The 26,771-nt window shown below is 66.6% G+C and carries 31 protein-coding genes; 12 read left to right on the plus strand and 19 right to left on the minus strand.

Annotated features, from left to right (window positions below; translation table 11 throughout):
• Window positions 1–857, minus strand: an 857-nt coding sequence (locus ACRDU5_RS01145; protein ID WP_526612385.1) for a glycosyltransferase, incomplete at its 3' end; no start/stop codon positions are given.
• 74 nt (window positions 858–931) lie between these two features.
• On the opposite strand from ACRDU5_RS01145, the gene ACRDU5_RS01150 reads away from it, so the two are divergent.
• On the plus strand, window positions 932–1,687 hold the full coding sequence (locus ACRDU5_RS01150; protein WP_526612386.1) for an SDR family NAD(P)-dependent oxidoreductase: 756 nt from the start codon (window positions 932–934) through the stop codon (window positions 1,685–1,687).
• On the opposite strand, the gene ACRDU5_RS01155 is transcribed toward ACRDU5_RS01150, so the two are convergent.
• Window positions 1,665–2,966, minus strand: coding sequence for an Ig-like domain-containing protein (locus ACRDU5_RS01155; protein ID WP_526612387.1), 1,302 nt, complete (start codon window positions 2,964–2,966; stop codon window positions 1,665–1,667). The two genes, ACRDU5_RS01150 and ACRDU5_RS01155, sit on opposite strands and share 23 nt — an antisense overlap.
• A 15-nt stretch (window positions 2,967–2,981) precedes the next feature.
• Window positions 2,982–4,043 (minus strand): UDP-N-acetylmuramate dehydrogenase, encoded by a 1,062-nt coding sequence (locus ACRDU5_RS01160; protein ID WP_526612388.1) that lies wholly within the window; start codon window positions 4,041–4,043, stop codon window positions 2,982–2,984.
• Between the two features lie 26 nt (window positions 4,044–4,069).
• Between ACRDU5_RS01160 and ACRDU5_RS01165 the strand changes: the two genes are divergently transcribed.
• Genes ACRDU5_RS01165 through ACRDU5_RS01185 form a run of 5 tightly spaced genes read left to right on the plus strand, consistent with a single transcriptional unit; the run spans window position 4,070 to window position 7,574 of the window.
• The gene (locus tag ACRDU5_RS01165; RefSeq protein WP_526612389.1) at window positions 4,070–4,579 is read left to right on the plus strand and encodes a DUF2505 family protein; all 510 of its coding nucleotides are present in this window, start codon (window positions 4,070–4,072) and stop codon (window positions 4,577–4,579) included.
• Between the two features lie 20 nt (window positions 4,580–4,599).
• Window positions 4,600–5,115, plus strand: coding sequence for a DUF2505 family protein (locus ACRDU5_RS01170; RefSeq protein WP_526612390.1), 516 nt, complete (start codon window positions 4,600–4,602; stop codon window positions 5,113–5,115).
• The gene (locus ACRDU5_RS01175) at window positions 5,108–5,881 is read left to right on the plus strand and encodes a class I SAM-dependent methyltransferase (RefSeq protein ID WP_526612414.1); all 774 of its coding nucleotides are present in this window, start codon (window positions 5,108–5,110) and stop codon (window positions 5,879–5,881) included. The genes ACRDU5_RS01170 and ACRDU5_RS01175 overlap by 8 nt, the downstream gene beginning before the upstream one ends.
• 5 nt (window positions 5,882–5,886) lie before the next feature.
• Window positions 5,887–6,702 (plus strand): carbon-nitrogen hydrolase family protein, encoded by an 816-nt coding sequence (locus ACRDU5_RS01180; RefSeq protein WP_526612391.1) that lies wholly within the window; start codon window positions 5,887–5,889, stop codon window positions 6,700–6,702.
• Window positions 6,699–7,574 (plus strand): LmeA family phospholipid-binding protein, encoded by an 876-nt coding sequence (locus ACRDU5_RS01185; RefSeq protein ID WP_526612392.1) that lies wholly within the window; start codon window positions 6,699–6,701, stop codon window positions 7,572–7,574. Before ACRDU5_RS01180 ends, ACRDU5_RS01185 begins: the two co-directional genes overlap by 4 nt.
• Window positions 7,575–7,595: 21 nt before the next feature.
• Here ACRDU5_RS01185 and deoC read toward each other — a convergent pair whose 3' ends face one another.
• From deoC to ACRDU5_RS01215, 6 genes are all read right to left on the minus strand, one after another.
• The gene (deoC, locus tag ACRDU5_RS01190) at window positions 7,596–8,276 is read right to left on the minus strand and encodes a deoxyribose-phosphate aldolase (RefSeq protein ID WP_526612393.1); all 681 of its coding nucleotides are present in this window, start codon (window positions 8,274–8,276) and stop codon (window positions 7,596–7,598) included.
• The gene (locus tag ACRDU5_RS01195; protein ID WP_526612394.1) at window positions 8,276–8,689 is read right to left on the minus strand and encodes a DUF2599 domain-containing protein; all 414 of its coding nucleotides are present in this window, start codon (window positions 8,687–8,689) and stop codon (window positions 8,276–8,278) included. The genes deoC and ACRDU5_RS01195 overlap by 1 nt, the downstream gene beginning before the upstream one ends.
• Before the next feature lie 2 nt (window positions 8,690–8,691).
• A complete protein-coding gene (locus ACRDU5_RS01200) occupies window positions 8,692–8,973 on the minus strand; it encodes a DUF2516 family protein (RefSeq protein WP_526612395.1) in 282 nt (93 codons plus the stop codon).
• A gap of 73 nt (window positions 8,974–9,046) precedes the next feature.
• Window positions 9,047–9,661, minus strand: a complete 615-nt coding sequence (locus ACRDU5_RS01205) for a heparin-binding hemagglutinin (protein WP_526612396.1) — start codon at window positions 9,659–9,661, stop codon at window positions 9,047–9,049.
• A gap of 66 nt (window positions 9,662–9,727) precedes the next feature.
• Entirely contained in the window at window positions 9,728–10,120 is a 393-nt protein-coding gene (locus ACRDU5_RS01210; protein WP_526612397.1) for a helix-turn-helix domain-containing protein, read from the minus strand.
• 92 nt (window positions 10,121–10,212) lie between these two features.
• Window positions 10,213–11,556, minus strand: coding sequence for a DUF445 domain-containing protein (locus ACRDU5_RS01215; protein WP_526612398.1), 1,344 nt, complete (start codon window positions 11,554–11,556; stop codon window positions 10,213–10,215).
• A 106-nt stretch (window positions 11,557–11,662) separates the two neighbouring features.
• On the opposite strand from ACRDU5_RS01215, the gene ACRDU5_RS01220 reads away from it, so the two are divergent.
• The 3 genes from ACRDU5_RS01220 (at window position 11,663) to ACRDU5_RS01230 (ending at window position 14,148) form a co-directional block, all read left to right on the plus strand.
• On the plus strand, window positions 11,663–12,367 hold the full coding sequence (locus tag ACRDU5_RS01220; protein WP_526612399.1) for a TetR/AcrR family transcriptional regulator: 705 nt from the start codon (window positions 11,663–11,665) through the stop codon (window positions 12,365–12,367).
• Between the two features lie 10 nt (window positions 12,368–12,377).
• Window positions 12,378–13,229 carry a polyphosphate kinase 2 family protein gene (locus tag ACRDU5_RS01225; protein WP_526612400.1) on the plus strand — a complete coding sequence of 284 codons (852 nt, stop codon included), beginning with the start codon at window positions 12,378–12,380 and terminating at the stop codon, window positions 13,227–13,229.
• Between the two features lie 97 nt (window positions 13,230–13,326).
• On the plus strand, window positions 13,327–14,148 hold the full coding sequence (locus tag ACRDU5_RS01230) for an endonuclease domain-containing protein (protein ID WP_526612415.1): 822 nt from the start codon (window positions 13,327–13,329) through the stop codon (window positions 14,146–14,148).
• Here the strand turns inward: ACRDU5_RS01230 and ACRDU5_RS01235 are convergent.
• From ACRDU5_RS01235 to ACRDU5_RS01245, 3 genes are all read right to left on the minus strand, one after another.
• Window positions 14,142–14,996: a 3-hydroxyacyl-CoA dehydrogenase family protein gene (locus tag ACRDU5_RS01235; protein ID WP_526612401.1), complete on the minus strand. Its 855-nt coding sequence runs from the start codon at window positions 14,994–14,996 to the stop codon at window positions 14,142–14,144. The two genes, ACRDU5_RS01230 and ACRDU5_RS01235, sit on opposite strands and share 7 nt — an antisense overlap.
• Before the next feature lie 73 nt (window positions 14,997–15,069).
• Window positions 15,070–16,356 carry an isocitrate lyase gene (gene aceA / locus ACRDU5_RS01240; RefSeq protein ID WP_526612402.1) on the minus strand — a complete coding sequence of 429 codons (1,287 nt, stop codon included), beginning with the start codon at window positions 16,354–16,356 and terminating at the stop codon, window positions 15,070–15,072.
• A 223-nt stretch (window positions 16,357–16,579) separates the two neighbouring features.
• Window positions 16,580–17,398 carry an acyl-[acyl-carrier-protein] thioesterase gene (locus ACRDU5_RS01245; protein WP_526612403.1) on the minus strand — a complete coding sequence of 273 codons (819 nt, stop codon included), beginning with the start codon at window positions 17,396–17,398 and terminating at the stop codon, window positions 16,580–16,582.
• 107 nt (window positions 17,399–17,505) lie between these two features.
• Here ACRDU5_RS01245 and ramB point away from each other — a divergent pair, with 107 nt between their 5' ends.
• Both ramB and ACRDU5_RS01255 read left to right on the plus strand, forming a co-directional pair.
• On the plus strand, window positions 17,506–18,921 hold the full coding sequence (gene ramB / locus ACRDU5_RS01250; RefSeq protein WP_526612404.1) for an acetate metabolism transcriptional regulator RamB: 1,416 nt from the start codon (window positions 17,506–17,508) through the stop codon (window positions 18,919–18,921).
• Window positions 18,918–19,469, plus strand: a complete 552-nt coding sequence (locus tag ACRDU5_RS01255; protein WP_526612405.1) for a carboxymuconolactone decarboxylase family protein — start codon at window positions 18,918–18,920, stop codon at window positions 19,467–19,469. The genes ramB and ACRDU5_RS01255 overlap by 4 nt, the downstream gene beginning before the upstream one ends.
• An 18-nt stretch (window positions 19,470–19,487) precedes the next feature.
• On the opposite strand, the gene ACRDU5_RS01260 is transcribed toward ACRDU5_RS01255, so the two are convergent.
• From ACRDU5_RS01260 to adh, 7 genes are read right to left on the minus strand one after another with little or no spacing between them, the layout of a single operon-like run.
• Window positions 19,488–20,309 (minus strand): hypothetical protein, encoded by an 822-nt coding sequence (locus ACRDU5_RS01260; RefSeq protein ID WP_526612406.1) that lies wholly within the window; start codon window positions 20,307–20,309, stop codon window positions 19,488–19,490.
• 40 nt (window positions 20,310–20,349) lie between these two features.
• Complete coding sequence (locus ACRDU5_RS01265; RefSeq protein ID WP_526612407.1) at window positions 20,350–20,619, minus strand: hypothetical protein; 270 nt, start codon at window positions 20,617–20,619, stop codon at window positions 20,350–20,352.
• Window positions 20,616–22,010: a dihydrolipoyl dehydrogenase gene (lpdA, locus tag ACRDU5_RS01270; RefSeq protein ID WP_526612408.1), complete on the minus strand. Its 1,395-nt coding sequence runs from the start codon at window positions 22,008–22,010 to the stop codon at window positions 20,616–20,618. The genes ACRDU5_RS01265 and lpdA overlap by 4 nt, the downstream gene beginning before the upstream one ends.
• 9 nt (window positions 22,011–22,019) lie before the next feature.
• Window positions 22,020–22,559 carry a hypothetical protein gene (locus tag ACRDU5_RS01275; RefSeq protein WP_526612409.1) on the minus strand — a complete coding sequence of 180 codons (540 nt, stop codon included), beginning with the start codon at window positions 22,557–22,559 and terminating at the stop codon, window positions 22,020–22,022.
• Window positions 22,552–22,830, minus strand: a complete 279-nt coding sequence (locus ACRDU5_RS01280; RefSeq protein ID WP_526612410.1) for a putative holin — start codon at window positions 22,828–22,830, stop codon at window positions 22,552–22,554. The genes ACRDU5_RS01275 and ACRDU5_RS01280 overlap by 8 nt, the downstream gene beginning before the upstream one ends.
• A gap of 29 nt (window positions 22,831–22,859) precedes the next feature.
• Window positions 22,860–23,366, minus strand: coding sequence for a DUF779 domain-containing protein (locus ACRDU5_RS01285; protein WP_526612411.1), 507 nt, complete (start codon window positions 23,364–23,366; stop codon window positions 22,860–22,862).
• Window positions 23,366–24,889, minus strand: a complete 1,524-nt coding sequence (gene adh, locus ACRDU5_RS01290; protein ID WP_526612412.1) for an aldehyde dehydrogenase — start codon at window positions 24,887–24,889, stop codon at window positions 23,366–23,368. The genes ACRDU5_RS01285 and adh overlap by 1 nt, the downstream gene beginning before the upstream one ends.
• 71 nt (window positions 24,890–24,960) lie before the next feature.
• Here adh and ACRDU5_RS01295 point away from each other — a divergent pair.
• Window positions 24,961–26,771 (plus strand): prolyl oligopeptidase family serine peptidase (locus tag ACRDU5_RS01295; RefSeq protein ID WP_526612413.1); only part of this gene is annotated, 1,811 nt, incomplete at its 3' end.

Below are 26,771 nucleotides of genomic sequence, written 5' to 3' on the forward strand. Positions count from 1 at the left end.
GCCTCGGTGATGCCGTCGACGCCGCTCGGGCCACCGACCACGACCAGGATCGCTTCGTCGTTCTGCATCTCGGCGAGGGCACGGATGGCGACGTCGAGACCCTTCAACGGCTGGATGCGCCCGACGAACGCCAGCACATGCTCGTCGGGGTTCAGCCCGAGCGCGGCTCGTGCGGCCCGCCGGTCGCCGGGCGTGAAGGTATCCAGGTCCACACCCGGGTGCACCACATCGATGCGCGCCGGATCGGCGCGGTGAAGCGAAATCAGTTGCTGCGCTTCGTGTTCGGTGTTGACTATCAACCGGTCGGCTTCGTCGACCACCTGCTGCTCGCCGACCGCCCGCAGCGCCGGCTCGGGTGAATCACCGTCGGCCAGCGCGGCGTTCTTGACCGCGGCGAGGGTGTGCGCGGTGTGCACCAGCGGCACCGCCCACCGATCCCGCGCCAGCCAGCCGACCTGCCCGGACAGCCAATAGTGCGAGTGCACGATGTCGTAGTAGCCCGGCTCGTGGGTGGCTTCGGCGCGCAGCACGCCCGCGGTGAACGCGCACAGCTGCGTGGGCAGATCGTATTTGTCCAGTCCTTCGAACGGGCCGGCCACCACATTGCGGACCAGCACCCCGGGAGCCACCGGCACGGCCGGCGGTTCGACCGACGAGGTGGCGCGGGTGAAGATCTCCACCTCGACGCCGCGGCGGGCCATCTGCAGCGCGCTCTGCAGGACGTAGACGTTCATGCCCCCGGCGTCACCGGTCCCCGGTTGGGCCAATGGCGAGGTGTGCACCGCCAGCACGGCGACTCGACGCGGAGCCGGAAGGCCGGCGACATCGGGCCCGGGCAAATCCGTTGCTAGGCGCACACAGACATGTCTACACCGCCATCGCACCGAAGCTCGTCAGGCGGTGGCTTCCGGGCGTCATTAGAGTTGGCCATATGACGTCACCCGAGGCGGGTCAGCGGGTCGCGGTGGTCACCGGCGCCAGCGCCGGTATCGGCGAGGCGACCGCGAGAACCCTTGCGGCACAAGGGTTTCATGTGGTGTGTGTGGCGCGCCGGGCGGACCGGATCAAGACTCTCGCGGACGAGATCGCCGGCACCGCGGTTGTGGCGGACGTCACTGACGACGATGCGGTGGCGGCGCTGGCCGGCGGGCTGGAACGGGTCGACGTGCTGGTCAACAACGCCGGCGGGGCCAAGGGTTTGGAGCCGGTCGCCGACGCCGACCTCGACCACTGGCGCTGGATGTGGGAGACCAATGTGCTCGGCACGCTGCGGATGACCCGCGCGCTGCTGCCGAAGCTGATCGCCTCTGGCGACGGCCTGGTCGTGACGGTCACCTCGATCGCCGCGTTGGAGACGTACGACGGCGGCAGCGGCTACACCGCCGCCAAACACGCGCAGGGCGCGCTGCATCGCACGTTGCGCGGTGAGTTGTTGGGAAAGCCGGTGCGGCTCACCGAGATTGCACCGGGCATGGTGGAGACGGAGTTCTCCCTGGTGCGATTCGACGGTGACCAGGAACGCGCCGACGCCGTCTACCGGGGCGTCACCCCACTGGTGGCCCACGACATCGCCGAGGTGATCGGGTTCGTGGCGTCGCGGCCGTCGCACGTCAATCTCGATCTGATCGTCATCCGGCCGCGCGACCAGGCCAGCGCCTCTCGGTTCAACCGCCGGGCTGGCCGCTGATCGGCTGCGGTGCACCCGACGGGGTGGCCGGTGCGGTGCTGGGGATCGACGTCTCCGGCGCCGGCGCGTTCGGCGGCGGCATCGCCGACATCGACACCCAGGTGTCCCAGTCCACGGCCCAGTCCCAGATGTCGCCGTCGGAGTACGACAGCTGGATCGAGGTGCCGGTGATTTCGACCGGATCGCCGTAGATCGCGCTGCGGAAGTACTGCTCCGCGTCGGATGGCGACAGGTTGATGCAGCCATTGCTGACGTTCGTGTTGCCCTGGGCGCCAAGGCTTGCCGGGTTGGCGTGGATGAACTCGCCGTTGTTGGAGATCCGCACCGACCACCGCTCGTGCAGATTGGCGTAGCCCGCCGCCGGGTTGGTCATCCAGAAGTCCTCGTACTTCTCGCTGACGACGTGGACGCCGCTGCGGGTGACGTTGCGCGGCAGGTCGCCGGATCCGTAGCTGCACGGAAAGTCCATGATGACGCCCTCGTCGGTCTCCACCTGGATGCGGTGCGACGGCGCGTTCCCCTTGACCACCTGCCGGCGTCCGATCTCGAAGGCCAGCGTCGAGTCCGCCGCGCCGTACGCGCCGTCGCCGAACGCCACCCCATACAGCTTGGCGTCGACGTGCACCTTGGTGCCGGCCGGGTAGTACTCGCGGGTGCGCCAGTGCATGCGCGATCCGCCGACCTCGTCGGGCAGCCACGCCCAGCTGCCTTCGACCGGCGGGTCGGTGGTGACCGTCACCGCGCGCTGAACCGTGGCCTTGTCACTGATCGCCGCGTCGAACTGCAGGATGATCGGCGCCGCGACGCCGACGACTTGGCCGTCGGCGAGCTGGAACTGGCCGTTGACCTGGGCCGTGGGATTGAGCGTGGTGAACTTGCCGTCCACCGGCGCGGCCTGGCCGTCGCGGCCCACCACCGAACCGGCCCAGGTGTACTCGGCGCCGTAGCCGAGCGGCTCGGTGGTGTTGAACGCGGTGCGTTCCCGGTTGATCACGCCGGCGATCACCATGCCGTCCGGGTTGGTCAGGCTGACCCGCTGGAACCAGCCGTCGCGCACCTCGCTGCCGACCGGCGCGGTCGGCAGCACGTCGGCTGCGGCGTTCTCCGGCGTATAGGTCACCGACGGCGCGCCCGGCGCCTCGGCGCCGTTGGATGATTTGTTCGACCCGCCGAAGCAGGACGCCAGTGCGCCCGGAGCAACCACCCCGACCGCGAGTGCGGTCAGGGCCCGCCGCCGGTTCACCGGCGGTAGCGGGTTGCGGTTGGCGGCTGTGCTCACGTGTATCCAAGATACCTACAGAGAGCAGCCGATCAGGGACGGCTCGGCTGTGAGTTCGATCCCGAATGCCGTTCTAACACCGTCGCGCACCGTCCTGGCCAGGCCGATCACGTCGGCCGCCGTGGCGCCGCCGCGATTGGTCAGCGCCAGCGCATGCTTGGTGGATAGCCGGGCCCGCGCCTCGTCGCCAGGGAAGCCCTTGTGGAAACCGGCGTGCTCGACCAGCCAGGCCGCGGCCAGCTTCACCCCGTTGGGCGCGGGGTAGTTGGGCACCCGTCCGTCGATGGTGCGCTGCAGCCGGTCGAACTCGGCGGGCGTGACCACCGGGTTGGTGAAGAACGATCCGACGCTCCAGGTGTCATGGTCGCTGTCGTCGAGCACCATGCCCTTGCGCGTCCGCAGCGCCAGCACCGCATCCCGCACCAGGGCCGGGTCGGTGCGCTCGCCGGACTCGGCGCCGAGCGTCGCGGTCAGCTCGCCGTAACGCAAAGGCGCACTGCGGTTTTCGGCGTCGAGGACGAATTCGACCTCCAGCACGATGGCCGCATCCGAGTGCCTGAGAACGCTGGTCCGATAGCCGAAGCCGAGCTCGTTTCCGCCGACCCAGCGGTCCTCGCCGCTGGCGCGGTCCAGCAGCCGCACCCGCCGGATCGTGTCGGAGACCTCCGCCCCATAGGCGCCGACGTTCTGCACCGGTGTGGCGCCGGCCGAGCCCGGTATCCCCGACAGGCATTCCAGGCCGCCAAGGCCATGCTGCAAGGCGGTGACGACGACGTCGTCCCACACCGCGCCGGCCTCGGCGCGCAGGATGTTGCCGTCGACGCTGATGCCGGTGTTGGCCAGCCGGACCACGGTCAGGTCACCCACGTCGTCGGCCAGCACCACGTTGGATCCGCCGGCCAGCACCAGCACGGGCCCGGATGGATCCGCATCGAGCGCACGCAACACATCGACGATCTGGTCGGTGCGCTCGCAGCTGATCAGCCGCCGCGCGACGGGGCCGACACGCAGCGTGGTGAGCGGCGCGAGCGGCACCGCGTCGGCGACCGCCACACCCCCTATCAGCGAACTGACCACGGGCGGTAACGGTAGCCTGGCCAGCTATGCCGCGATCATTCGACATGGCCGCCGAGTACGAGGGCACCGTCGAACAGGTCCACCGGGCATTCAGCGACGAGACGTACTGGCTTGAGCGACTGGCGGATTCCGGCGCCGACGAGGCGGCGCTGGACTCGATGGAGGTCGACGGTAACGGTGGCGTCGACGTCATCACCACACAGGTGCTGCGCGTCGACCGGCTGCCCGGCATGGTGACGCAGTTCCATCCCGGTGACCTGAGCATCGTTCGTGAGGAGCGGTGGAGCCCGGTCAGCGACGGCACGGCGTCCGCCACCGTCACGGGCAGCATCCCCGGGGCGCCCGTCACGCTGTCGGGCACCGCGGTGCTGGCGCCCGCCGCGACCGCCGGCTCGCGGCTGGAGTTCAGCGCTACCGTCGAGGTACGGATCCCGCTGGTGGGCGGCAAGGTCGAGAACTTCATCGGCAGCCAACTCGTCGAATTGCTGATCGCCGAACAGCGCTTCACCACGGCGTGGATCATTCAGAACGCGTAACCCGCCGGTAACCTGGTGTTATGGCTCGTCGTATGGACTACAAGATCTCCTTCGACGCACCCGCCGAGAAGATCTACCAGGACTTCACCAGCCGCGGGTACTGGGAAACCCTGATGGACGCGTACCGGTTCCTGACCCCGCAGTCCGAGATCACGACGTTCACGTCCACCGGCTCCGGCACCGACATCGTCTTCAAGCAGAATTTGCCGAAGATGTACCTGCCCGCGATCGCGCGCACCGTGATGCCCGCCGACCTGATCATCACCCGCGAACAGCATTTCGAACCGTACGACCACATCAACGGCCGGGCTGAGGGCAGCTACCGGGCCAGCATCCCGCACGGTCCCGGGCATTTCGGCGGCAGGTACTTTCTCACCGAAACCGCTACCGGCAGCCAGTTGCGGCTGGCCAGCGTGTGCAAGGTGTACATCCCGTTCATCGGCGGGCCGCTGGAGGATCTGATCCTGCACCACATCAAGGAACTCTTCGACGCCGAGGAGGCGTTCACCGCTGATTGGATCTCCAAGCATCACTAAGCCCGTCGGCGCGATCACCCGGGGCACCACCGGGCACAACCGGCTGCGCCGTTGCGACCGCTGGCTGGTGCACTCGCCGCGGGTCCGCATCGCGCTGCAGGCCGCCGACGAGCCGTTGGTGATCGACCTCGGCTACGGCGCGCTGCCGGTGACCACCCTCGAGCTGGCGACCCGGCTGCGCGCGGTGCGCGCCGACGTGCGGGTGATGGGCCTGGAGATCGCCCCGACCCGGGTGGTGCCGTCGCAAGGCGGTGTGGAGTTCGGCCTCGGCGGCTTCGAGCTGGCCGAGCTGCGCCCGGTGCTGGTGCGGGCATTCAACGTGCTGCGCCAGTACCCGGTCGACGCGGTTGACGCGGCGTGGTCGGCGATGCGGGCCCGGCTGGCGCCCGGCGGTCTGATCGTCGACGGGACCTGTGACGAGCTCGGCAGGCGATGCGGCTGGGTGCTGCTCGACGGCGACGGGCCGGTCAGCCTGACCCTGGCGTGCGACCCGTTCGCCATCGAGCGTCCATCGGATCTGGCCGAACGGCTTCCGAAAGTGCTTATCCACCACAATGTCTCGGGTCAGCCGATCAACACGCTGCTGGTCGCCGCCGACCGCGCGTGGGCCGGCGTCGCCGGTCACGGCGTGTTCGGCCCGCGGGAGCGCTGGCGCGCGATGCTGGGCGCCCTGCGCGGTCACGGCTGGCCGGTCGAGCCACCCCGCCGCCGGATGCGCGACGGCGTGCTCACGGTTCCGTGGTCGGTGATCGCGCCGCTAGGCTGACGGCCATGCGAATTGCGCTGGCCCAGATCCAGAGCGGCACCGAGCCGGTGGCCAACCTGGAACTGGTCGAGGGCTACACCCGTCGGGCGGCCGAGGCGGGCGCGACCCTGTTGCTGTTCCCCGAGGCGACGATGTGCCGGTTCGGGGTGCCGCTGGCCCCGGTGGCCGAGCCGCTGGACGGGCCGTGGGCCGACGGCGTGCGCCGCATCGCAGGCGATGCCGGGATCACCGTCGTCGCCGGCATGTTCGTTCCGGCCGACGACGGCCGGGTGACCAACACGCTGATCGCGGCGGGCCCCAGCGTCGATGCCCACTACCACAAGATCCACCTCTACGACGCGTTCGGCTTCACCGAGTCCCACACCGTCGCGCCGGGGCACCAGCCGGTGGTCATCACGGTCGATGGTGTTTCCGTCGGGCTGAGTCTCTGCTACGACGTGCGGTTCCCCGAGCTCTACGTCGAGCTGGCCCGGCGCGGGGCGCAACTCATCACCGTGCACGCCTCATGGGGCTCGGGATCGGGCAAGCTCGAGCAGTGGACGTTGCTGGCCCGCGCGCGGGCATTGGACACCACGAGCTTCCTCGCCGCGGTCGGTCAGGCGTATCCGGGCGACGAGATCGCCGCGGTGGGACCGACCGGGGTGGGCGGCAGCTTGGTGGCCTCGCCGCTGGGCGAGGTGCTGACGACGGCGGGGGCCGACCCGCAACTGCTCGTCACCGACGTCGAGGTGGATACCGTCGGGCCGGTTCGGGACACGATCGCGGTGCTGCGTAACCGCTCAGACTTCGCACATGTCGATAAGGCAGAATCGCGGGGGTGACCGATCCCTGGGCCCGCCCCGCCAACCAGGCCCCGCCCGTCCCACCACCGCCACAGTTCCCGCAGAACGCACCCGGCAACACGGCACCCCCGCCGCACGCCGAACCCCCGCAGAAGGGCTCCTCGCCGCTCGTGAAGATCAAGAAACTCTTCCGCGATCCGCTGTCCATCGTGCTGGTCCTCGTCATCGTGGTGGCCGTCGTCGCCGCGGGCGTGCTGGCCGCGGAACTGTACGCGCGCAGCCGCGCCGACGATGTGGTGGCCGCGGCCACCGAATGCGTAGTGCAGGACGACGTCAGCGTGTCCTTCGGCGCGACGCCGTTCCTGCTGCAACACATGACCGGCCACTACGGCAACATCTCGATCGAAACCGCGGGCAACCAGATCCGCGATGCCAACGGCATGAAGGCTCAGGTGAACATCGACGACGTGCGGCTGCAGACCAGCGGCAACTCGAAGGGCACGATCGGTGCGCTGGACGCGACGATCACCTGGACCGCCGACGGCATCAAGCAGACCGTGCAGAACGCCATCCCGCTGGTGGGCAGCCTGGTCACCGGCGTCACGACCAATCCGTCGGACGGCACCATCGAGCTGGAGGCCGCGCTCGGCAGCATCACCACCAAACCGGAGGTGGTCGACGGCGGGATCGGCCTGCAGGTGGTGAACCTGAGCGGGCTGGGCTTCACATTGCCCCGCGAGACCCTGCAACCCGCGCTGGACGCGTTCGGCGCCCAGCTGACCGAGAACTATCCGCTGGGCATTCACGCCGACGACGTGCGGGTCACCGATAACGGTGTGACGGCGCGCTTTTCGACCCGCAACGCGTCGATCCCGCTGGAAAGTCAGGATCCCTGCTTCGCAGGGCTCTAGCCGGCTCAGCCGGCGTGGTCTCTAATCCAGCCCGTCGAGCACCGCGCGGGTGCCGGACAGCCCGAGCCGCGTGGCCCCGGCCCTGAGCATGGCGATGGCGTCGGCAGCGGTGCGAATGCCGCCGCTGGCCTTGACCCCCAGGCGTGGCGCGACGGCGCCGGCCATCAGCTCGACGGCCCTCGTCGACGCGCCGCCGCAGGGATGAAACCCGGTGGACGTCTTCACGAAATCGGCTCCCGCCTCCTCGGCGACACCGCACGCGTCGACCAAAAGCGGCCAGCCGCTTAGTTCCAGTAACGCCGCCGACTCGACGATCACCTTGAGCACCGCGTCGGGAACGGCGGCGCGCACGGCTGCGACTTCGGCGCGCACGGCATCGAAAACACCCGACAGCGCGGCGCCGACGTCGATGACCATGTCGATCTCGTCGGCGCCCGCGGCAACCGCCTGTGTGGCCTCCGCGGCCTTGATCGCCGAAACATGTTTGCCTGACGGGAAACCCACGACGGAGGCGATGTGCAGACCCGCCGGTGTCGACGCCTTGGCGACCGCAACCATCGACGGTGACACGCAGACCGCGTAAGTACCGAGCTCGGCGGCATCGTCCACCAGCATCGTCACGTCGGCTTCCGTGGCCTCGGGCCGCAGCAGCGTGTGGTCGACGACCGCGGCGACTTCCTCGCGGCTGCGTCTCTGGGCCACTAGAACGGTTCTTCGGTGCCGCCGGGGTTGCAGTGGGTCGCCAGCATCTGCTCGCCGCCGACCTCGGGCCGCCACGGCTCGAGGTTCCAGCTGGTCTTGCCGGGCATGGCGAATTCGGCGAGCTGCCAGTGGCAGTCGAACTGGTCGCGCATGCCGGGAATGTCGGCGTCCGGGGAAAGCGTCAGCACCTCGGTCCAGGCCGCGTCGGCTTGGGCGGTGGTGCCCAGCTGGCCCGCCGCCAGCCGGCCCGACTCCGTCGGGAACACCCGAAGGCTGGACAGGTCGCCCCACTTCGCCCACTCGACGTGCGCGACATACGGCGGGCTCGGCAGGAACGGGCTGGCCGGTGCGACGGAGGCGAGGGCAACAGAAGCGGTTATTGCCGCCGGCGCGGCGGCAATCACGCGGAGCACGCCTACCGCGACTTTCCCTGGATATCGAGAATCTTGGGACGGACGTCGACGAGGTACACGCCGGCGCCGACGGCCGCGATCACCACGCCGATAATGCCCAGCACCAGCGCAAGCAGCGCGCCCACGCCGAGGATCACCAGCCAGACCGGCTTGGTCAGCTTCCCGGCCGCGGTGTAGGCGTCGGGGCGTTGCATGGCCGCGTGTACGAACGCGTACGCCGTCGTCGCGAACACGACAATCGTCAAAATGAAAAGGACGTAACCCACAAGGCCTTGGAGCTCCACGCCCGTCAGCCTATGCGGGTTACGTCCCCGGGTCGACTTTGCGCCGCCCTCGCGGGCGGACGGTGTCGAACTACTACTTCTGGGTGACCCTCTTGGCCGCAGCCTTCTTGGCCGGAGCCTTCTTGGCCGGCGCCTTCTTGGCGGCCTTCTTCACCGGGGTCGCCTTCTTCTGCGCCTTCTTGGGCAGCTCGACGCCGACCAGCTTGGCGGCGCGCTCGCCGACCGCGCGGGTCTGGGTGGCAACGTTGCCCAGCGCCTCCTGGGTCAGCTCGACGCCCCGGTCGGTGTAGCTCTCCACCCGACCCGCGGCGTCCTCGAACGCCGGCTGGCTGCGCAGCCGTTCAAGGGCGACCTCGCCACGCTCGACGAGCTTGTTGTAGGTGGTCTGCGCGGTATCCGCGTAGCCCTCCGCGAACCTGCGCAACTCATCGGAGCTCAGCCGGCCGCGCAGCTCATCGAACTGGCTGGGCAGATCCTCCTGCAGCCGGGTCAGCCGAGCGCGGCTCTCCTCGACGCGCGCCTCGGCGTCGCTGCGGGCCTCTCCGGCACGGTCACGCAGGGTGGCCACGATCTCGTTGACGCGCTCGAGCGCCAGATCGGCGGCACCCACCGCGGCGAGCAGCGGAGTCTTCAGGTCGTCAACATTCGGCTGGGCCTTCTGGGCCTTCTGGGCCTTCTTCTGAGCCATGTTGTGTTTCCTTTCTCTTTCTTTCGTTCGGTCATTCGGTTGGTCTAGAGAGCGTTTGGTCTGTGTTTAGTCAGTCGTCGACTCCTCACGGACGGCTTCGTTCTGTTCGCAAAACGACGTGTAGATGTCGAGCAGCACCTGCTTCTGCCGCTCGGTGATCGCCGTGTCGGTGACGATGGCGTCGCGGACCAGGCTGGTCTCGCTGGGTTCCAGGATCCCGGCCCGCACATAGAGCACTTCGGCGGAGACCCGCAACGCCTTGGCGATCTGGTTCAGCACGTCGGCGGAGGGTTTCCGCAATCCCCGCTCGATCTGGCTGAGGTAGGGATTGCTGACACCGGCCTTCTCGGCCAACTGCCGCACGGATACCTGAGCCGCTTCCCGCTGCGTTCGGATGAAACTCCCGATGTCCTGCGCGGCGCTGGACACCACAGCGGCAAGATTTTCGTCCTGCGGCATGGGTTGCCCCCTCGTTGCGTTGGGTATCCGGTGTGCGACGGGCCCAACCGTACGACGGGGTGCTAACTTTTGCAAGCACTCGTTAGCGCAGGTCAGAAGAGTAGTTGGGCTACCGAATAGATGATCAACCCGGCCAGAGCACCCACCACGGTGCCGTTGATCCGGATGAACTGCAGGTCACGCCCGACGTGAAGTTCGATGCGGCGGCTGGCCTCTTCGGCGTCCCAGCGCTCGATCGTGTCGGTGATGATCGCTGTGATCTCCGTCCCATATTCGGAAGCCAGGTGCTGGGCGGCCCGGATGATCCAGTTGTCCACCTTGTCGCGCAGGTCAGCGTCGTCGCGCAGCGATTCGCCGATGTGCACGACGGAGTCGGCAATCCGAATGCGCAGGGCCGATGACGGGTCGTCGACCGACTCCAGGATCAGGCGTTTGAGGGTGTTCCACGCCGTCTCCGCGGCGCGCGCGACCTCGTCGCGGGCCATCAGCTGCTCCTTGACCTTCTCGGCCCTGGCGATGGTGGCCTGGTCATGCTGCAGGTCGTCGGCGAATTCGAACAGGAACCTGGTGGCCGAGCGCCGAAGCTCGTGGTCGGGATTGCGGCGCACCTTGTCGGTGAAGTCCATCAGCTCGCGGTGGATGCGGTCGCCCACGAGGTGGTCGACCCACCGCGGCGACCAGCTCGGCGAGTCGCGCTCGACCACCCGCTCGATGATCTCGCCGGCGTTCAGCGACCACTGAAACGCCCGGTCGGCCAGCAGCTGGATCAGCGCTTCCTGTCGGCCCTCGGCCAGCAACGTGGACAACACCCGACCTACCGGCGGCCCCCACTGCGGCTCGGCGATGCGCTTGACGATCATCCGGTCGATGACATGCTGCACGTCATCGTCGCGCAGCATCTCCACCAGCACCCGCAGCACCGTGGCGGCCTCCCCGGCGACCCGCTCAGCGTGCGACGGCTCCGACAGCCACTTGCCCAGCCGGCCGGCGACCTCGACATCGCGCAGCTTGGTCTCGACGACCTCCGGCGACATGAAGTTCTCCCGGACGAAGGCGCCCAGACCCTCGCCGAGCTGGTCTTTCTTGCGCTTGATGATCGCGGTATGCGGGATCGGTATCCCCAGCGGGTACCTGAACAGCGCCGTCACCGCAAACCAGTCGGCCAGCGCGCCGACCATGCCGGCCTCCGCGGCCGCGCGAACATAGCCAACCCACGGCGCGGCGCCGTCCGCCATCGCCCAGCTACAGAGCAGGAAGATCAGGGTGGCGCCGACCAGGAAGCCCAGCGCGACGACCTTCATCCGCCGCAGGCCGCGGCGGCGCTCCTCGTCGGCGACGGAGTCGGCGCCGGCTAGCTGCTCGGCGAAACTCCGCCGCGCCTCCGGTGCCGGAAGCTCGGGCAACCCCCGGCTACCGGCGTTCGGTCTGTGTGCCACTCCTACATCATCCGCTACGACGCGCGGTACACGCCGAGCCGACAAGCCTTCCGACGGACAACCGCCGTAGTATTCAGTGGGACGAGGGAAACGGACTACCGCGATAGTGGCACAGCAGACCCCGCCGGTGGCGGTCAAGACCGATGGACGCAAACGGCGCTGGCACCAGCACAAGGTGGAGCGTCGCAATGAGTTGGTAGATGGCACCCTCGAAGCCATTCGCCGACGAGGCAGCAACGTCAGCATGGACGAGATCGCGGCCGAAATCGGCGTCTCGAAGACCGTGCTGTACCGCTACTTCGTCGACAAAAACGACCTCACCACCGCGGTGATGATGCGGTTCGCGCAGACCACACTGATCCCGAACATGGCCGCCGCACTGTCGTCGAACCTGGACGGCTACGACCTGACCCGCGAGATCATCCGGGTGTATGTGGACACGGTGGCCAACGAGCCCGAGACATACCGGTTCGTGATGACGAACAACTCTGCGAGCAAGAACAAGGTGGTCGCGGACAGCGAACAGATCATCGCCCGCATGCTCGCGGTCATGCTGCGGCGGCGGATGCAGGAGGCCGGCATGGACACCCACGGAGTCGAGCCGTGGGCGTTCCACATCGTCGGCGGTGTACAGCTGGCCACCCACTCCTGGATGTCGTACCCGCGGATGGGTTCTGACGACCTGATCGACTATCTGACGATGCTGTCCTGGAGCGCGTTGTGCGGCATCGTCGAGGTGGGCGGATCGCTGGAGAAGTTCCGCGAACAGCCGCACCCGTCGCCCATCGTGCCGCCGCAGCTGACTGACTAGCCTGCATCCCATGAGCGAGCTGTGGACGCATGAGCCACACGACTGTCTGGTATTCCGTCGGGGCGACAAAGTCGCGAACATCGACACCAGCGCCACGCCCGGGTTCACCGGCAAGAAGGCCGACGCGCCCGCGCTTCAGGCGGAACGCAACGAGCGGCTCGCCGAGCTGCAGGAGCTGCTTTACGCCAACTACAAGGCGACCGATGACAAGCGCTCCGTGCTGCTGGTGCTGCAGGGCATGGATGCCGCGGGTAAGGGCGGCATCGTCAAACACGTTGTGGGCGCGGTGAATCCGATGGGTGTGCGCTACACCAGCTTCGGCAAGCCGACCGAGGAAGAACTCGCACATCACTATCTGTGGCGGATCCGCAACGCGTTGCCGCCGGCCGGGCACATCGGGGTATTCGACCGCTCGCACTACGAAGACGTGCTCATCGTCCGGGTGCACAACCTGGTGCCACCCGATGTTTGGGGCGCCCGCTACGACGAAATCAATACGTTCGAGCGGGAACTCGTCGACGGCGGCACGACGCTGATCAAGGTGGCCATGTTCATCTCGCTGGACGAGCAGAAGGAGCAACTGCTCGAACGGCTGGAGGACCCGACGAAGCATTGGAAGTACAACCCCGGCGACATCGACGAGCGAAAGCTGTGGCCGAAGTACCAGGAGGCGTACCAGGCGGTGCTCGATCGCACGTCGACGGACTACGCGCCCTGGCACGTCGTGCCGTGCGACCGCAGGTGGTACAGCCGGCTTGCGGTCACTGAGCTGCTCATCGAGGCGCTGGAGGGGCTCAAGTTGTCTTGGCCACCAGCCGATTTCGACATCGAGGCCGAGAAGAAGCGGCTCGCGAAGGCTTAGCGGACGCCGAGACTACGGTTTCTGACACATTTCGGCCGATTTTCCTCATAATGCGTAGTTTCGGGAACCGATATGCCGAATCGTGCGCCGAATCGGTATGGGGGACCTCGTCGTCGGTAGTGAAGCCTTGGCGACCGGGCGGGTGACGCGGCAAACGCTGCGGACGAAATACGTCAAGGTGCATCACAACGTCTACGCCCCAAGGGGGCTCACACTGGACGCTGTTGACCGCGCTAGGGCGGCATGGCTGTGGTCTGGGCGCAAGGCAACTCTGGTCGGAGTCTCCGCCGCAGCGATGCTGGGCACGCGGTGGCTACCCGCCGACGCCCCAGCTGAACTCGCGCGAGTCCGCCAGTCTGCGCCGCGCGGCATCGTCATCCATAGCGGTTACATCGCCGATGATGAGCGCTGCATGGAGGGCTGCATTCCTTGCACAACTCCTGAGCGGACCGCCTACGACCTCGGTCGACGTGCCATCGATCCCGCCATCCTGCGAATCGACGCACTACTCAATGCCACTCGGTGCACAGTCGCCGAGGTCGAGCGGATCGCGAGTCGGTATCCGGGCGCAAGGGGAATCCGGAATCTGCGCGCAGTGCTGCCATGGGTCGACGGCGGCGCCGAATCGCCGCAGGAGACGCGACTGCGACTGCTATTGATGCGATCAGGACTCCCGCGGCTCGTCACGCAGATCCAAGTTGGCAACCGCCGCATCGATATGGGTTGGCCGCAATGGAAGGTGGGCGTCGAATATGACGGCGTCCAACATTGGACGGATCCGGCTCAGCACGCTGAAGACATCGAACGGCTGGAATTCCTTGCCGCCCAGGGCTGGACGATCGTGCGAGTCAGCGCACGGCAGTTGCGCTATCGACCTGGACTCGTCGTCGAGCGTGTCAGAACGGCATTGAGTCAGTAGGTGTAGAAGCCCTGGCCGGACTTTTTGCCGAGCTGACCCGCCTCGACCATCCGCAGCAGCAGCGGCGGTGGGGCGTAATTCGGGTCCTTGTACTCGTCGTACATCGAGTCGGCGATCAGTTTCATCGTGTCCAGCCCGATGAGATCGGACAGCCGCAGCGGGCCCATCGGGTGCGACAGCCCGGCGACGATGGCCTTGTCGACGTCCTCGACGGTGGCGAAGCCCGCCTCGACCATCCGGATCGCCGAGAGCAGGTAGGGCACCAGCAGCGCGTTGACGACGAACCCCGATCGGTCGCCGCAGTGCACCACCTGCTTGCCCAGCACGTCGCTGGCGAACTTCTCGACCCGCGCCGCGGCATCGGCGGACGTTACCAGCGTGCTGATCAGTTCGACGAGCGGCAGGACCGGCACCGGGTTGAAGAAGTGCAGGCCGAGCACTCGGCTCGGATTCTTTGTCGCCGCAGCGATTTTCATGATTGGGATGCTGGAGGTGTTCGACGCGAGAACCGCGTCGGGGTCGGTGATGAGCTCGTCGAGTTCGGCGAAGATCTTGGCCTTGACGGCCTCGTCCTCGACGACCGCTTCGATCACCAGCTGGCGGTCGGACAGGTCGGCCAGGTTGGTGGTGAACTTCAGCTTCGCCAGTGCGGCGTCGCGATCGCTCTCGGTGAGCTTGCCCTTGCTCGCCGCGCGGTCCAGCGTTGCCGTGATCCGGTTGCGGCCCGCGGTGGCCAGCTCTTCGGTCGGCTCGTAGACCACCACGTCCGCGCCGGCCTTCGCCGACACCTCTGCGATGCCCGAGCCCATCTGGCCGGCACCGATCACGCCCACCCGTTCGATGCTCACGGGCTGTCAACTTACCGTCAGTGGCTCCGGCCTCGGTTCCACTTCCTCATCGCGGGCTACGCCCGCTTGATCGTCAGTGGAACTGGCCCTCTTCGGTCGAGCCGGTCAGGGCCGTCGTCGACGAAGTCGGGTCCACCGTTGTCGCAATCCGGTCGAAGTAACCGGCGCCGACCTCGCGCTGGTGCTTCGTCGCGGTGTAACCCCGCTCCTCGGCGGCGAACTCGCGCTCCTGCAGCTCGACGTAGGCGGTCATCTGGTTGCGGGCGTAGCCGTAGGCCAGATCGAACATCGAGTAGTTCAGGGCGTGGAACCCGGCCAGCGTGATGAACTGGAACTTGAAGCCCATCGACGCCAGCTCCTTCTGGAACTTGGCGATGGTCGCGTCGTCGAGGTGCTTGCGCCAGTTGAACGACGGCGAGCAGTTGTAGGCCAGCATCTGGTCGGGGAACTCGGCCTTGACGCCCTCCGCGAACTGCTTGGCCAGCTCGAGGTCCGGCGTGCCGGTCTCCATCCAGATCAGGTCGGAGTACGGCGCATAGGCCTTGGCCCGGGCGATGCAGGGCTCCAGGCCGTTCTTGACCCGGTAGAAGCCCTCCTTGGTCCGCTCACCGGTAATGAACGGCTGGTCACGCTCGTCGACATCGGAGGTGATCAGGGTGGCCGCCTCGGCGTCGGTCCGGGCGATCACCACAGTCGGCACGTCGGCGACGTCGGCCGCCAGCCGCGCCGACGTCAACGTGCGGATGTGCTGCTGGGTCGGGATGAGCACCTTGCCACCCAGGTGACCGCACTTCTTCTCGGACGCCAGCTGATCCTCCCAGTGCGACCCCGCGACGCCCGCGGCGATCATCGCCTTCTGCAGCTCGTAGACGTTCAGCGCACCGCCGAAGCCGGCCTCGCCGTCGGCGACGATCGGCACCAGCCAGTTCTCCACCGACCGGTCGCCCTCGACCTTGGCGATCTCGTCGGCCCGCAGCAGCGCGTTGTTGATGCGACGCACGACCTGCGGCACCGAGTTGGCAGGGTACAGGCTCTGGTCGTGGTAGGTATGACCGGACAGGTACGCGTCACCGGCGACCTGCCAGCCGGACAGGTAGATGGCCCTCAGACCGGCGCGCACCTGCTGGACGGCCATGTTGCCGGTCAGCGCGCCGAGCGCGTTCACCCACTCCATGTCGTGTAGCTGCTCCCACAGCACCTCCGCGCCGCGGCGGGCCAGCGTGGACTCCTCGACCACGGAGCCCTGCAGGGCCACCACGTCTTGGGGGGTGTAGGTCCGCTCAATGCCCTTCCACCGCGGATTGGTGTCCCAGTCGTGCTGGATCTGTTCGGGTGACTTCGGCGTGCCAACGGTGGACATTGACTGCTCCTCCAACTTGTGAAACGAGTTCGCTGTTGTGCTAACCCGAGGATGCATCACCGCATATGTGCAGGTCCACCCGTTTCAAATGCCAATTTTCGCTAACGCCATCCGGTAACTTGCGAAGTTTGCAAAGTGGCCAATCGGCTGTAACGGTTCAGTGCCTACACAGCAGAACACGGTTTTTGCAGGTCAGTACGCCCGTACTGTTAAGGCTGCCGGATCAGAGGGCGAAGATGGATGCGATCGCCTTGGTTTCCTCGCCGACCGCATATGTGAGCGTTGTAACTGTGCGGTCGGCCAGTTCGGGCCCGAATTGCTCGGTCGAACCCGACGGATGGACGTGCGAAATGATCTCCAGTTTGTCGCCAAGTGCCACCGGAGCGTCGTGCTCGATCGTCACCCGGACCGGCTGGTGCAGCATCTCCGGCGTGCTGAAGAGGTAGTCCTCGATCACGGTCCAGTACACGGAGTTGTTCATGTGATCGAAGATGTCGATGTCGGAAACCCGCACCGGGTACTCGCGGATCTGGGTAGCGTCCTCGCGGCTGCCGGCCTTGAGATAGGCCTTCCACCGCAGCCGGTCGACATCGGTGGTGCGCTGCAGGCCTTCGATGAAATCGTCGGCAATACGCGCCGGCCCCTGGGTGTCCCGGTTGATGTTGATCCAGAACGCCTCGGACTCCATCAATCCGCGACCGCGCTTCCCATCTACACGTACACGCATCTCGCACCACCGGTTGGAGGTTCCCGAACACCAGCGCCGCAGTCGCAGCATGTCCTGGAAGTCGATCGGCCTGATCAGGTCGATCATCGTGCGACGGACGATCCACAGCGGATGGGTTTCCTCGAAGCCGAGTTCGCGGAGGTGGTCCGAGCCGACGTCCTGGATGTGCCGGGTGGCGGCATCGAACCGCAGCCGGCCCTCGCGGTCGGTGTCGGCGACGCGCAGCGGCCATTCCTTGTCGAAGACGTCGGGGTGGGGATCGGGCACAGGCATCATCGCCTTCGCCAGACCGGTGCTACCTGCGATTCCCGCCATGCTTGGTTTCTCCCCTTTAACTCCAAACGGCTGGAGAAGATACTGCCATAGCCGGCGATCTGCCAAGAATGCGAAGCATGTCTTCGCAGCCGGTTATGCTGGCTGACGTGGCGAAAACGTTTGTCGGCTCGCGAGTGCGCCAGCTTCGCAGCGAGCGCGGTTTCAGCCAGGCTGCGCTGGCACAGATGCTGGAGATCTCGCCGAGCTACCTCAACCAGATCGAGCACGACGTGCGGCCGTTGACCGTGGCGGTGCTCTTGCGAATCACCGAGGTGTTCGGCATCGACGCGACGTTCTTCGCCTCTCAGGACGACACCCGGCTGGTCGCCGAGCTGCGCGAGGTGACACTGGACCGTGATCTCGACATCGAGGTGGACCTCGCCGAGATCGCCGACGTCGTCGCCGCACATCCCACGCTGGCCCGCGCGATGGTCAACCTGCACCGGCGCTACCGCATCACCACCACCCAGCTCGCCGCCGCCACCGAGGACCGATTCACCGACGGCAGCGGCAGCGGCTCGATCACGATGCCGCACGAAGAGGTGCGCGACTACTTCTACCAGCGGCAGAACTATCTGCACGAGCTCGACACCGCCGCCGAAGACCTCACGATCAACCTGCGCATGCACCGCGGCGACCTTGCCCGCGATCTTTCCGACCGGCTGACGGCCGTGCACGGCGTGCACATCGTCAAGCGGCTCGATCTCGGTGACACCGTGCTGCACCGCTACGATCCGGAAACCAAGACGCTCGAGGTCGGCAACCACCTGTCCGCGGGCCAGCAGGTGTTCAAGATGGCGGCCGAGCTGGCGTACCTGGAGTTCGGCGACCTGATCGACAAGCTCGTGGCGGAGGGCAAGTTCACCAGCGAGGAATCGACAACGCTGGCACGGCTTGGTCTTGCCAACTACTACGCCGCAGCGACGGTGTTGCCCTACGGGCAGTTTCACGAGGTCGCGGAGAAGTTTCGGTACGACGTCGAGCGGCTTTCGGCGTTCTACTCCGTCAGCTACGAGACCGTCGCACACCGACTGTCCACGCTGCAGCGGCCGTCGATGCGCGGTGTGCCGTTCTCGTTCGTCCGGGTCGACAAGGCGGGAAACATGTCAAAGCGCCAGTCAGCCACGGGTTTTCACTTCTCGTCGAGCGGCGGAACCTGTCCGCTGTGGAATGTCTACGAGACGTTCGCCAACCCGGGCAAGATCCTGGCGCAGATCGCCGAGATGCCCGACGGCCGCAGCTACATGTGGGTGGCACGGACGGTGGAGCGCCGTGCGTCGCGATATGGTCAGCCCGGCAAGACATTTGCGATCGGATTGGGCTGCGAGCTCAGACATGCACATCGGCTCGTGTACTCGGAGGGACTGGATTTGTCGGGAGAGAACGCCACACCGATCGGGGCGGGCTGCCGCGTGTGTGAACGTGACAACTGCCCGCAGCGGGCCTTCCCCGCGTTGGGCCGCGCGCTCGACCTCGACGAGCACCGCAGCACGGTGTCGCCCTACCTGGTGAAGCAACCATGACGGAAAACGCCCCGGCCCGCATCCCGTCGGACGGCAGCCGGCGCGAACTTGGCCTCATCAACTGGGCATTCTGCAAGCTCGCCGCCCGGCGTCAACGAATACCGCAGATGCACCTGTTCACCACACTCGGCATCAACAAGCCGCTGCTGTGGAGCTGGTTGCCGTTCGGCGCATATTTGCTCTACATCGGAAAACTGTCGCGCAAGGATGCCGAGGTCGTGATCCTGCGCGTGGGTCATCTGCGTGGTTGCGAGTACGAACTGCAGCAGCACCGCCGCCTGGCCCGCACCCGTGGCATCGGGCCGGAGCTGCAAGCCAAGATCTTCGAAGGCCCCGACGCCGACGGTCTGACCGACCGGCAACGCGCGCTGATCACCGCCACCGACGAGTTCGTCGTCACCCGTGGCGTGTCACCGGAGACCTGGACGGCGCTGTCGAGCCACCTCAGCCGTGCCCAATTGGTCGAATTCTGCATGCTGGCAGGACAATACGATGCGCTGGCTGCCACAATGACGACGCTGCAGGTGCCGCTCGACTATCCGGACTGAGCCACCGCCGGTTGCCAGTCACCCGATGAAGTCGTTCCAGTCCCTCTGCTCCGGAAGGTCCGGCCGAAATTCAAAGTCGGCCGCTTCTGGCTCACCAGCCGCACTATCAAGCGTGGGCCCGCCGACGTCGTCGACGATCGCGGCTTGGTAAGAGTCGCCCGGATCGAATCGATCGGCCGAAATCAGCGGGGACGACGGCGAAAGGCTGGTGTCCTCGAGTGCATCGGCGAACGGGACTGCCGGGTCAACGGACGGACTGCTGGCCAGGTCTGGCTCACCCGCCGCGCTTTCGGGTATGGGCGGGCCGACGTGGACGACGCTCTCCGCGCGGTCAAAGTCGTCGGGATCGGGCGAACTCAGCTGGGAAGACAGCGAAACTTGGCTGCTCTCTGCGACTGTGTCGCCGAACGGGTCGAGGGCGGACACATCCGAGGTGGAGCTGTCATCAGGGTCGTAACGTCGGGCGACCGAGTTGAGAGCCGTCGCCTCCGACGTGACAATGTCATCAGGGTCGTACGTTCCCGCGATCTTGTTCAGCCGCGCCAAATCCTCCGCCAAATCCTCGTAGTGATCGACCGCGCCTCCGTATTGGTGCTCCCACCATGCATCGTCCGGACGATCTGGATCTCCCTTGGGCTGTTGCTCGGGGTATACGTCCTCGTCCTCTGCTTCATGTGAGTCGCCGCCGCCGCCGGAATTGGGATCGTCGTAATCGGAGCCCTCTTCTTGTTCCCACGGACCGTAGCTCGTATTGGGCATGGTTCCTCCCGACGCCGACAGGGCTGGAGAGAAGAGCATAGCCTGGCACGTACTGACCCGACATCGGATCAGCAAAGTCACCGTCTATGGCCCATGACTTGCGATTCGCGAGGTTGGTCGCCTACAGGTACATGACGCCGAGCATGCCGAGCGTCAACAACGCCGGGGAGATCGGCAGACAAAGAAGAAGCGCCGCCCAGACATGAGACTGGCGCCGATAGCACCGCCAACCCACAACGAACGATGCGGCGCTGAGCACACCGATCACCGCGGAGATGATCAACATCCAGTGCTCCACATCCGACGTGGCGATCGCCAAGGAAGTGGCGACCAGCCACAGGATGTGCCCGACAATCAAACCGCCAACGGCGGCAACAACCGTCGCTCTCAAAAGTTGATCATGTGGCCGGCGAGTCCGTGGAAGCATTCCTGCAAGGCCTCCGAAAGGGTCGGGTGGGTGTGCACGTTGCGGGCCAGCTCGTGGGCCGTCAGGTCCCATTTCTGGGCCAGCGTCAGCTCGGGCAACAGTTCGGAGACGTCGGGCCCGATCAGGTGACCGCCGAGCAGCTCGCCGTACTTGCCGTCCGCGATCAGCTTGACGAAACCGCTGGGGTCGCCCAGCCCGTGCGCCTTGGCGTTGGCGGTGAACGGGAACTTCGCGACCTTGACGTCGTAGCCCTCCTCGCGGGCCTCCTCTTCGGTGAGGCCAAAGCTGGCGACCTGCGGTTGGCAGAACGTGGCCCGCGGCATCATTCGATAGTCGCCGAGCGCCAAAGTGTCTGCGCCCGCGATCGTTTCGGCGGCCACCACACCCTGCGCCTCGGCCACGTGGGCGAGTTGCAGCAGGCCGGTCACGTCGCCGATCGCGTAGATGTGCGGCACCTTGGCGCGCATGTAGTCATCGATGCCGATGGCCTTGCGATCGGTGACCTGCACGCCCGCGGCGTCCAGCCCGTAGCCATCGACGTTGGGCGCGAAGCCGATCGCCTGCAGCACCTTGTCGGCCTTCAGCTCTTCGGACTTTCCGTCCTTGCTGACACGGACTGTCGCCGTTGCCCCATCATCTGAAATGGACTCGACCTTGGTGCCGGTTAGCACCTTGACGCCGAGCTTCTTGAACTGCTTCTCGATCTCCTTGGACACCTCGGCGTCCTCGTTGGGCAACGCCCGCGGCAGGAACTCCACCACGGTGACATCGACACCGAAGTTCTTCAGCACATAGCCGAACTCCATGCCGATGGCACCGGCGCCGGCGATGATGATCGACCCCGGCAGTTCCCGCGACATGATCAGCTCTTCGTAGGTGACGACGTTGTCCGACAGCGAGGTGCCGGGCACCAGCCTGGTGCTGCTCCCGGTGGCGATGATGATGTTGTCGAAGGTCACCTTCTCGGTGTCGCCCTCGTTCAGGTCGACCTCCAGCGTGTGGTCGTCGGTGAACTTGCCGTACCCGTGGATCTCGGTGATCTTGTTCTTCTTCATCAGAAAGTGCACACCCGCGACGCGACCGTCGGCGACCTTGCGGCTGCGGTCATATGCGACGCCGTAGTCCATCGTCGGCTCGCCGCTGATCCCAAAGGTCTTGGCTTCCTTGGTGATGATGTGCGCCAGCTCGGCGTTGCGCAGCAGCGACTTGGACGGTATGCAGCCGACGTTGAGGCACACCCCGCCCCAGTACTTGGGTTCGACGACCGCGGTGTTCAGGCCGAGTTGGGCGGCACGAATGGCCGCGACGTATCCGCCGGGGCCTGCTCCGAGAACGACGACGTCATAGTGGGTCACCCCGCCACCCTAATAGGGAATGAGTCCCACCAGACAGCGGCTTGCATAGTCACAGAAGTAGAGCCCGTGTAGCACCGCCGCCCCGGCCGTGGCGGCGAACGGTGCCGACATCAACGCGATGGCCAGCGCCGAGATCAGCGGTTTGTTCTGCACCATCGCGGCGAGCAAGCCGCCGACGGTGCACACCACGACGAAGACCAGCACCACGAACACCGCCGGCGTCTTGTCGAGCGAGTGATACCACCAGTAGTACAAGCCGACCCCGATGGCTTCCGCGACGATCCATACCGAGCCGACCATGAGCACGAACGTCCAGCGCTTCAGGTACTGAATCGCCGCAGGCACGGCAACCGGCTGTTCCGGCGCCGCAACCGGCTCCGAAGGCGGCGCGTCCTCGGCGACTTCGGTCGGCTCAGGGTCGGCGACCGCTTCGGCCGGCGGGTCCACCGGATCGGGCGCCGATTCGAGGCCCCCGGTGTCGGTGGTCGGGGGCGGGTGCGGCTCGGTCTGGTCGGCGGGCGGCGCGTCGCGGTCTTCCTGGTCAGGCAACGGAGACCGCCTGGATCGCGACCAGGACGCCGAACCAGCCCGGGGCCATCGCGACGAGGAAGGCGCCGAGCGTGGTGACCCATCGCCGCTTGGAGAACAGGATCATCAGCATGCCGGCGGCGCTGGGCACGCCGACGACCAGGGCGATCACGACGTCCGGCCGGATGGTGGCGGCGATCAGCAACGTCGAGGCGATACCGGCTATCAGCCCGGCGGCGGTGCCGACCAGCATCGCGCCGGTCAGCAACCAGGCGCGCGGAAGCGGTATCACGCCTATGACCTTACTGGTGTGCCGTCCCACTAGGCCTGCACCCGTGCGGCGCGCTCCGTCGGTATCGGGCAAGCGTCGACCGCTTCGGCGACGACGTGGGTGCCGGTCCGGGGCGGACGTTCACCGGCTGCGTACCGGGTGCCGGTAACCGGCGGGCGGTCGGCCAGCAACCTGATCTCGATGTCGGTGAATGCCCGACCGCGGGACAGAAAGCGAAGGCCTTCGGGCGCCTCGAGGCTGAACCCGCCGCCGCGACCGGGCACGACGTCGATCACCAGTTGGGTGTGCTTCCACGCCTCGAACTGCGGGCCGGAGATCCAGACCGGCACCCCGTCGTCTCCGACGTCGAGGACGGCCAGCAGGATGTCGCGGTCGCCGACCAAGAACTCGCCATCGGGGTAGCACATCGGCGACGAGCCGTCGCAGCAGCCGCCGGACTGGTGGAACATCAGCGCTCCGTGCCGGTCGGACAGCTTGGTCAACAGGTCGGCGGCCGCGCGGGTGATCAACGCCCGCGGCGGAACAGCGTCGGCCATTAGAAGAAGCCCTGGGCCTTGTTGCCGTAGGACACCAGCAGGTTCTTGGTTTGCTGATAGTGATCGAGCATCATCTTGTGGTTTTCCCGCCCGATGCCGGACTGCTTGTAGCCGCCGAACGCCGCGTGCGCGGGGTAGGCGTGGAAGCAGTTGGTCCACACCCGGCCGGCCTTGATGTCGCGGCCGGCCCGGTAGGCGGTGTTGCCGTCGCGGGACCACACCCCGGCGCCGAGGCCGTAGAGGGTGTCATTGGCGATGGCGATGGCGTCGTCGTAGTCCTTGAAGGACGTGACGGCGACGACCGGGCCGAAGATCTCCTCCTGGAAGATCCGCATCTTGTTGGTGCCCTCGAAGATGGTGGGCTGGACGTAGTAGCCGCCGGACAGGTCACCGCCGAGTTCGGCGCGTTCGCCGCCGGTGACAACGCGAGCGCCCTCGTCCTTGCCAATCTCGATGTAGGACAACACCTTTTCCAGCTGATCGTTGGAGGCCTGTGAGCCGATCATGGTCTCGGTGTCCAGCGGGTCGCCCTGGCGCACCGCCTTGGTGCGGATGGCCGCCAGCTCGAGGAACTCGTCGTAGATGTCGGCCTGAATCAGGCTGCGCGACGGGCAGGTGCACACCTCACCCTGGTTCAGGGCGAACATGGTGAACCCCTCGAGCGCCTTGTCCTGGTAGTCGTCGGCCGCGGCCAGCACGTCGGAGAAGAAGATGTTGGGGCTCTTGCCGCCCAGCTCGAGGGTGACTGGGATGAGGTTCTGCGACGCGTACTGCATGATCAGCCGCCCGGTGGTGGTCTCCCCGGTGAAGGCGATCTTGGCGATCCGGTTGCTGGATGCCAGCGGCTTGCCGGCCTCGAAGCCGAAGCCGTTGACCACGTTCAGCACGCCGGCCGGCAGCAGGTCACCGATCAGCGACATCAGGTACAGGATCGACGCCGGGGTCTGCTCGGCCGGCTTGAGCACGACGGCGTTGCCCGCGGCCAATGCGGGCGCCAGTTTCCAGGTGGCCATCAGAATCGGGAAGTTCCACGGAATGATCTGGCCGACCACGCCGAGCGGTTCGTGGAAGTGGTAGGCGACGGTGTCGTCGTCGATCTGGCTCAGTGAGCCCTCCTGGGCGCGGATCGCCCCGGCGAAATAGCGGAAGTGGTCGACCGCCAGCGGCAGATCCGCATTCAGCGTTTCCCGGATCGGTTTGCCGTTGTCCCACGCCTCGGCCAGTGCCAGCGATTCCAGGTTCTCTTCGATGCGGTCGGCGATCTTGTTGAGGATGACCGCCCGCTCGGCCGGCGCCGTCTTGCCCCACTGCGACGCGGCGCCGTGGGCGGCGTCGAGTGCCTTGTCGATGTCGGCCTCACCCGACCGCGGCACCTCGCAGAAGGTTTGCCCCGTCACCGGCGTGGGGTTTTCGAAATACCCGCCGCCGGACGGCGGCACCCATTCGCCGCCAATGAAATTGCCGTAGCGAGACTCGTACGACATCAGTGCGTCCGCTGAACCCGGGCGTGCGTAGACGGTCATGAGCAGCTCCCCTTTGTCTTCGGCGACGGTGTAATACGCGTCACACTACGCCGGGCGGCCACAATAGCTCCATGGCGGACGACCCGTACTTGTGGCTCGAGGACATCACCGGCGAGGACGCGCTGGACTGGGTGCGCCAGCACAACGAGCCCACGCTTGCCGAGCTGTCCGACGAAAGATTCGAACAGATGCGCACCGAGGCGCTCGAGGTGCTCGACACCGATGCGCGCATTCCCTACGTCCGCCGTCGCGGCGACTACCTGTACAACTTCTGGCGCGACGCGGCCAACCCGCGCGGGCTGTGGCGGCGCACCACGCTGGACAGCTACCGCACCGACTCCCCGGAATGGGAGGTGATGATCGACATTGATGAACTGGGTCGCGCTGACGATCAGTCCTGGGTGTGGGCCGGCGCCGACGTCATCGAACCCGACCATTCGCGCGCTCTGATCGGCTTGTCCCGTGGTGGTTCGGATGCCGCCATCGTCCGCGAGTTCGACATGCGCACACGGGAATTCGTGACCGACGGGTTCGAATTGCCGGAAGCCAAGACCCAGATCAAATGGGAAGACGAGAACACCGTGCTGGTCGGTACCGACTTCGGTGAGGACTCGCTGACGGACTCTGGGTATCCCCGGCTGGCCAAGCGTTGGCGTCGCGGTGAACCACTCGACGATGCGGAGACATTGTTCAGCGGGGCGAGCACCGACGTCATCGTCGCGACATCGGCGGATCGCACACCGGGGTTCGAGCGGACAACGCTGCGCCGCGCCATCGACTTCTTCAACGACGAGGTGTACGAACTGCGCGACGGCGAGTTCATCCGCATCGACACGCCGACCGACGCCACCGTTTCGGTCCACCGCAATTGGCTGCTGATCGAATTGCGCACCGACTGGCACACCGGAACCGGCAGCTTCACCGCCGGTTCGCTGCTGGCAGCCGACTACGACGAATTCCTCGCCGGCACCGCCGATCTCACGGTGGTTTTCCAGCCCGACGAGCACACCAGCCTGCACCACTACGCGTGGACGCGGGACAAGCTGTTAGTCGTCACCCTGGCCGACGTCGCGAGCCGGGTCGAGGTGATCACGCCAGGGCTCTGGACGGCTGAGCCGGTACCCGGGATTCCGGCCAACACCAACACGGTGATCGTCACCGCCGACGAGCTGGGCGACGAAATCTTTCTGGACTCCAGCGGATTCGACACGCCGTCACGTTTACTACGCGGATCCGCCGGTGGCCCGCTGGAGCAGATCAAGTCGGCGCCGGCGTTCTTCGACGCCGAGGACATCACCGTGGCCCAGCATTTCGCGACGTCGAAGGACGGCACCGCGATTCCGTACTTCGTTGTCTCGCACCGCGACGCGGCCGGGCCCGGCCCGACGCTGCTGGGCGGCTACGGCGGTTTCGAGGTGTCGCGCACACCCGGTTACGACGGTGTGCTCGGCCGGCTGTGGTTGGCCCGCGGAGGCACCTACGTGCTGGCCAACATCCGCGGCGGCGGCGAATACGGCCCCGGCTGGCACACCCAGGCGATGCGGGAAGGCCGGCATCTGGTGGCGGAGGACTTTGCCGCAGTCGCAGCGGATTTGGTGAACCGTGGCATCGCAGGCGTTGAACAGCTGGGTGCGCAGGGTGGCAGTAACGGAGGCCTGCTGATGGGCATCATGTTGACGCAATACCCGGAGCTGTTCGGTGCGCTGGTGTGCAGTGTGCCGCTGCTGGACATGCGGCGATTCCATCTTCTGTTGGCGGGCGCGTCGTGGGTGGCGGAGTACGGCGATCCGGATGACCCGGAGGATTGGGAGTTCATCGCCAAGTACTCGCCGTACCAGAATATTTCGGCGGACCGCCGCTATCCGCCGGTGCTGATCACCAC

Origin of the sequence: Mycobacterium sp. (genome assembly GCF_050701515.1) — a bacterium.
GTDB lineage: Bacteria > Actinomycetota > Actinomycetes > Mycobacteriales > Mycobacteriaceae > Mycobacterium.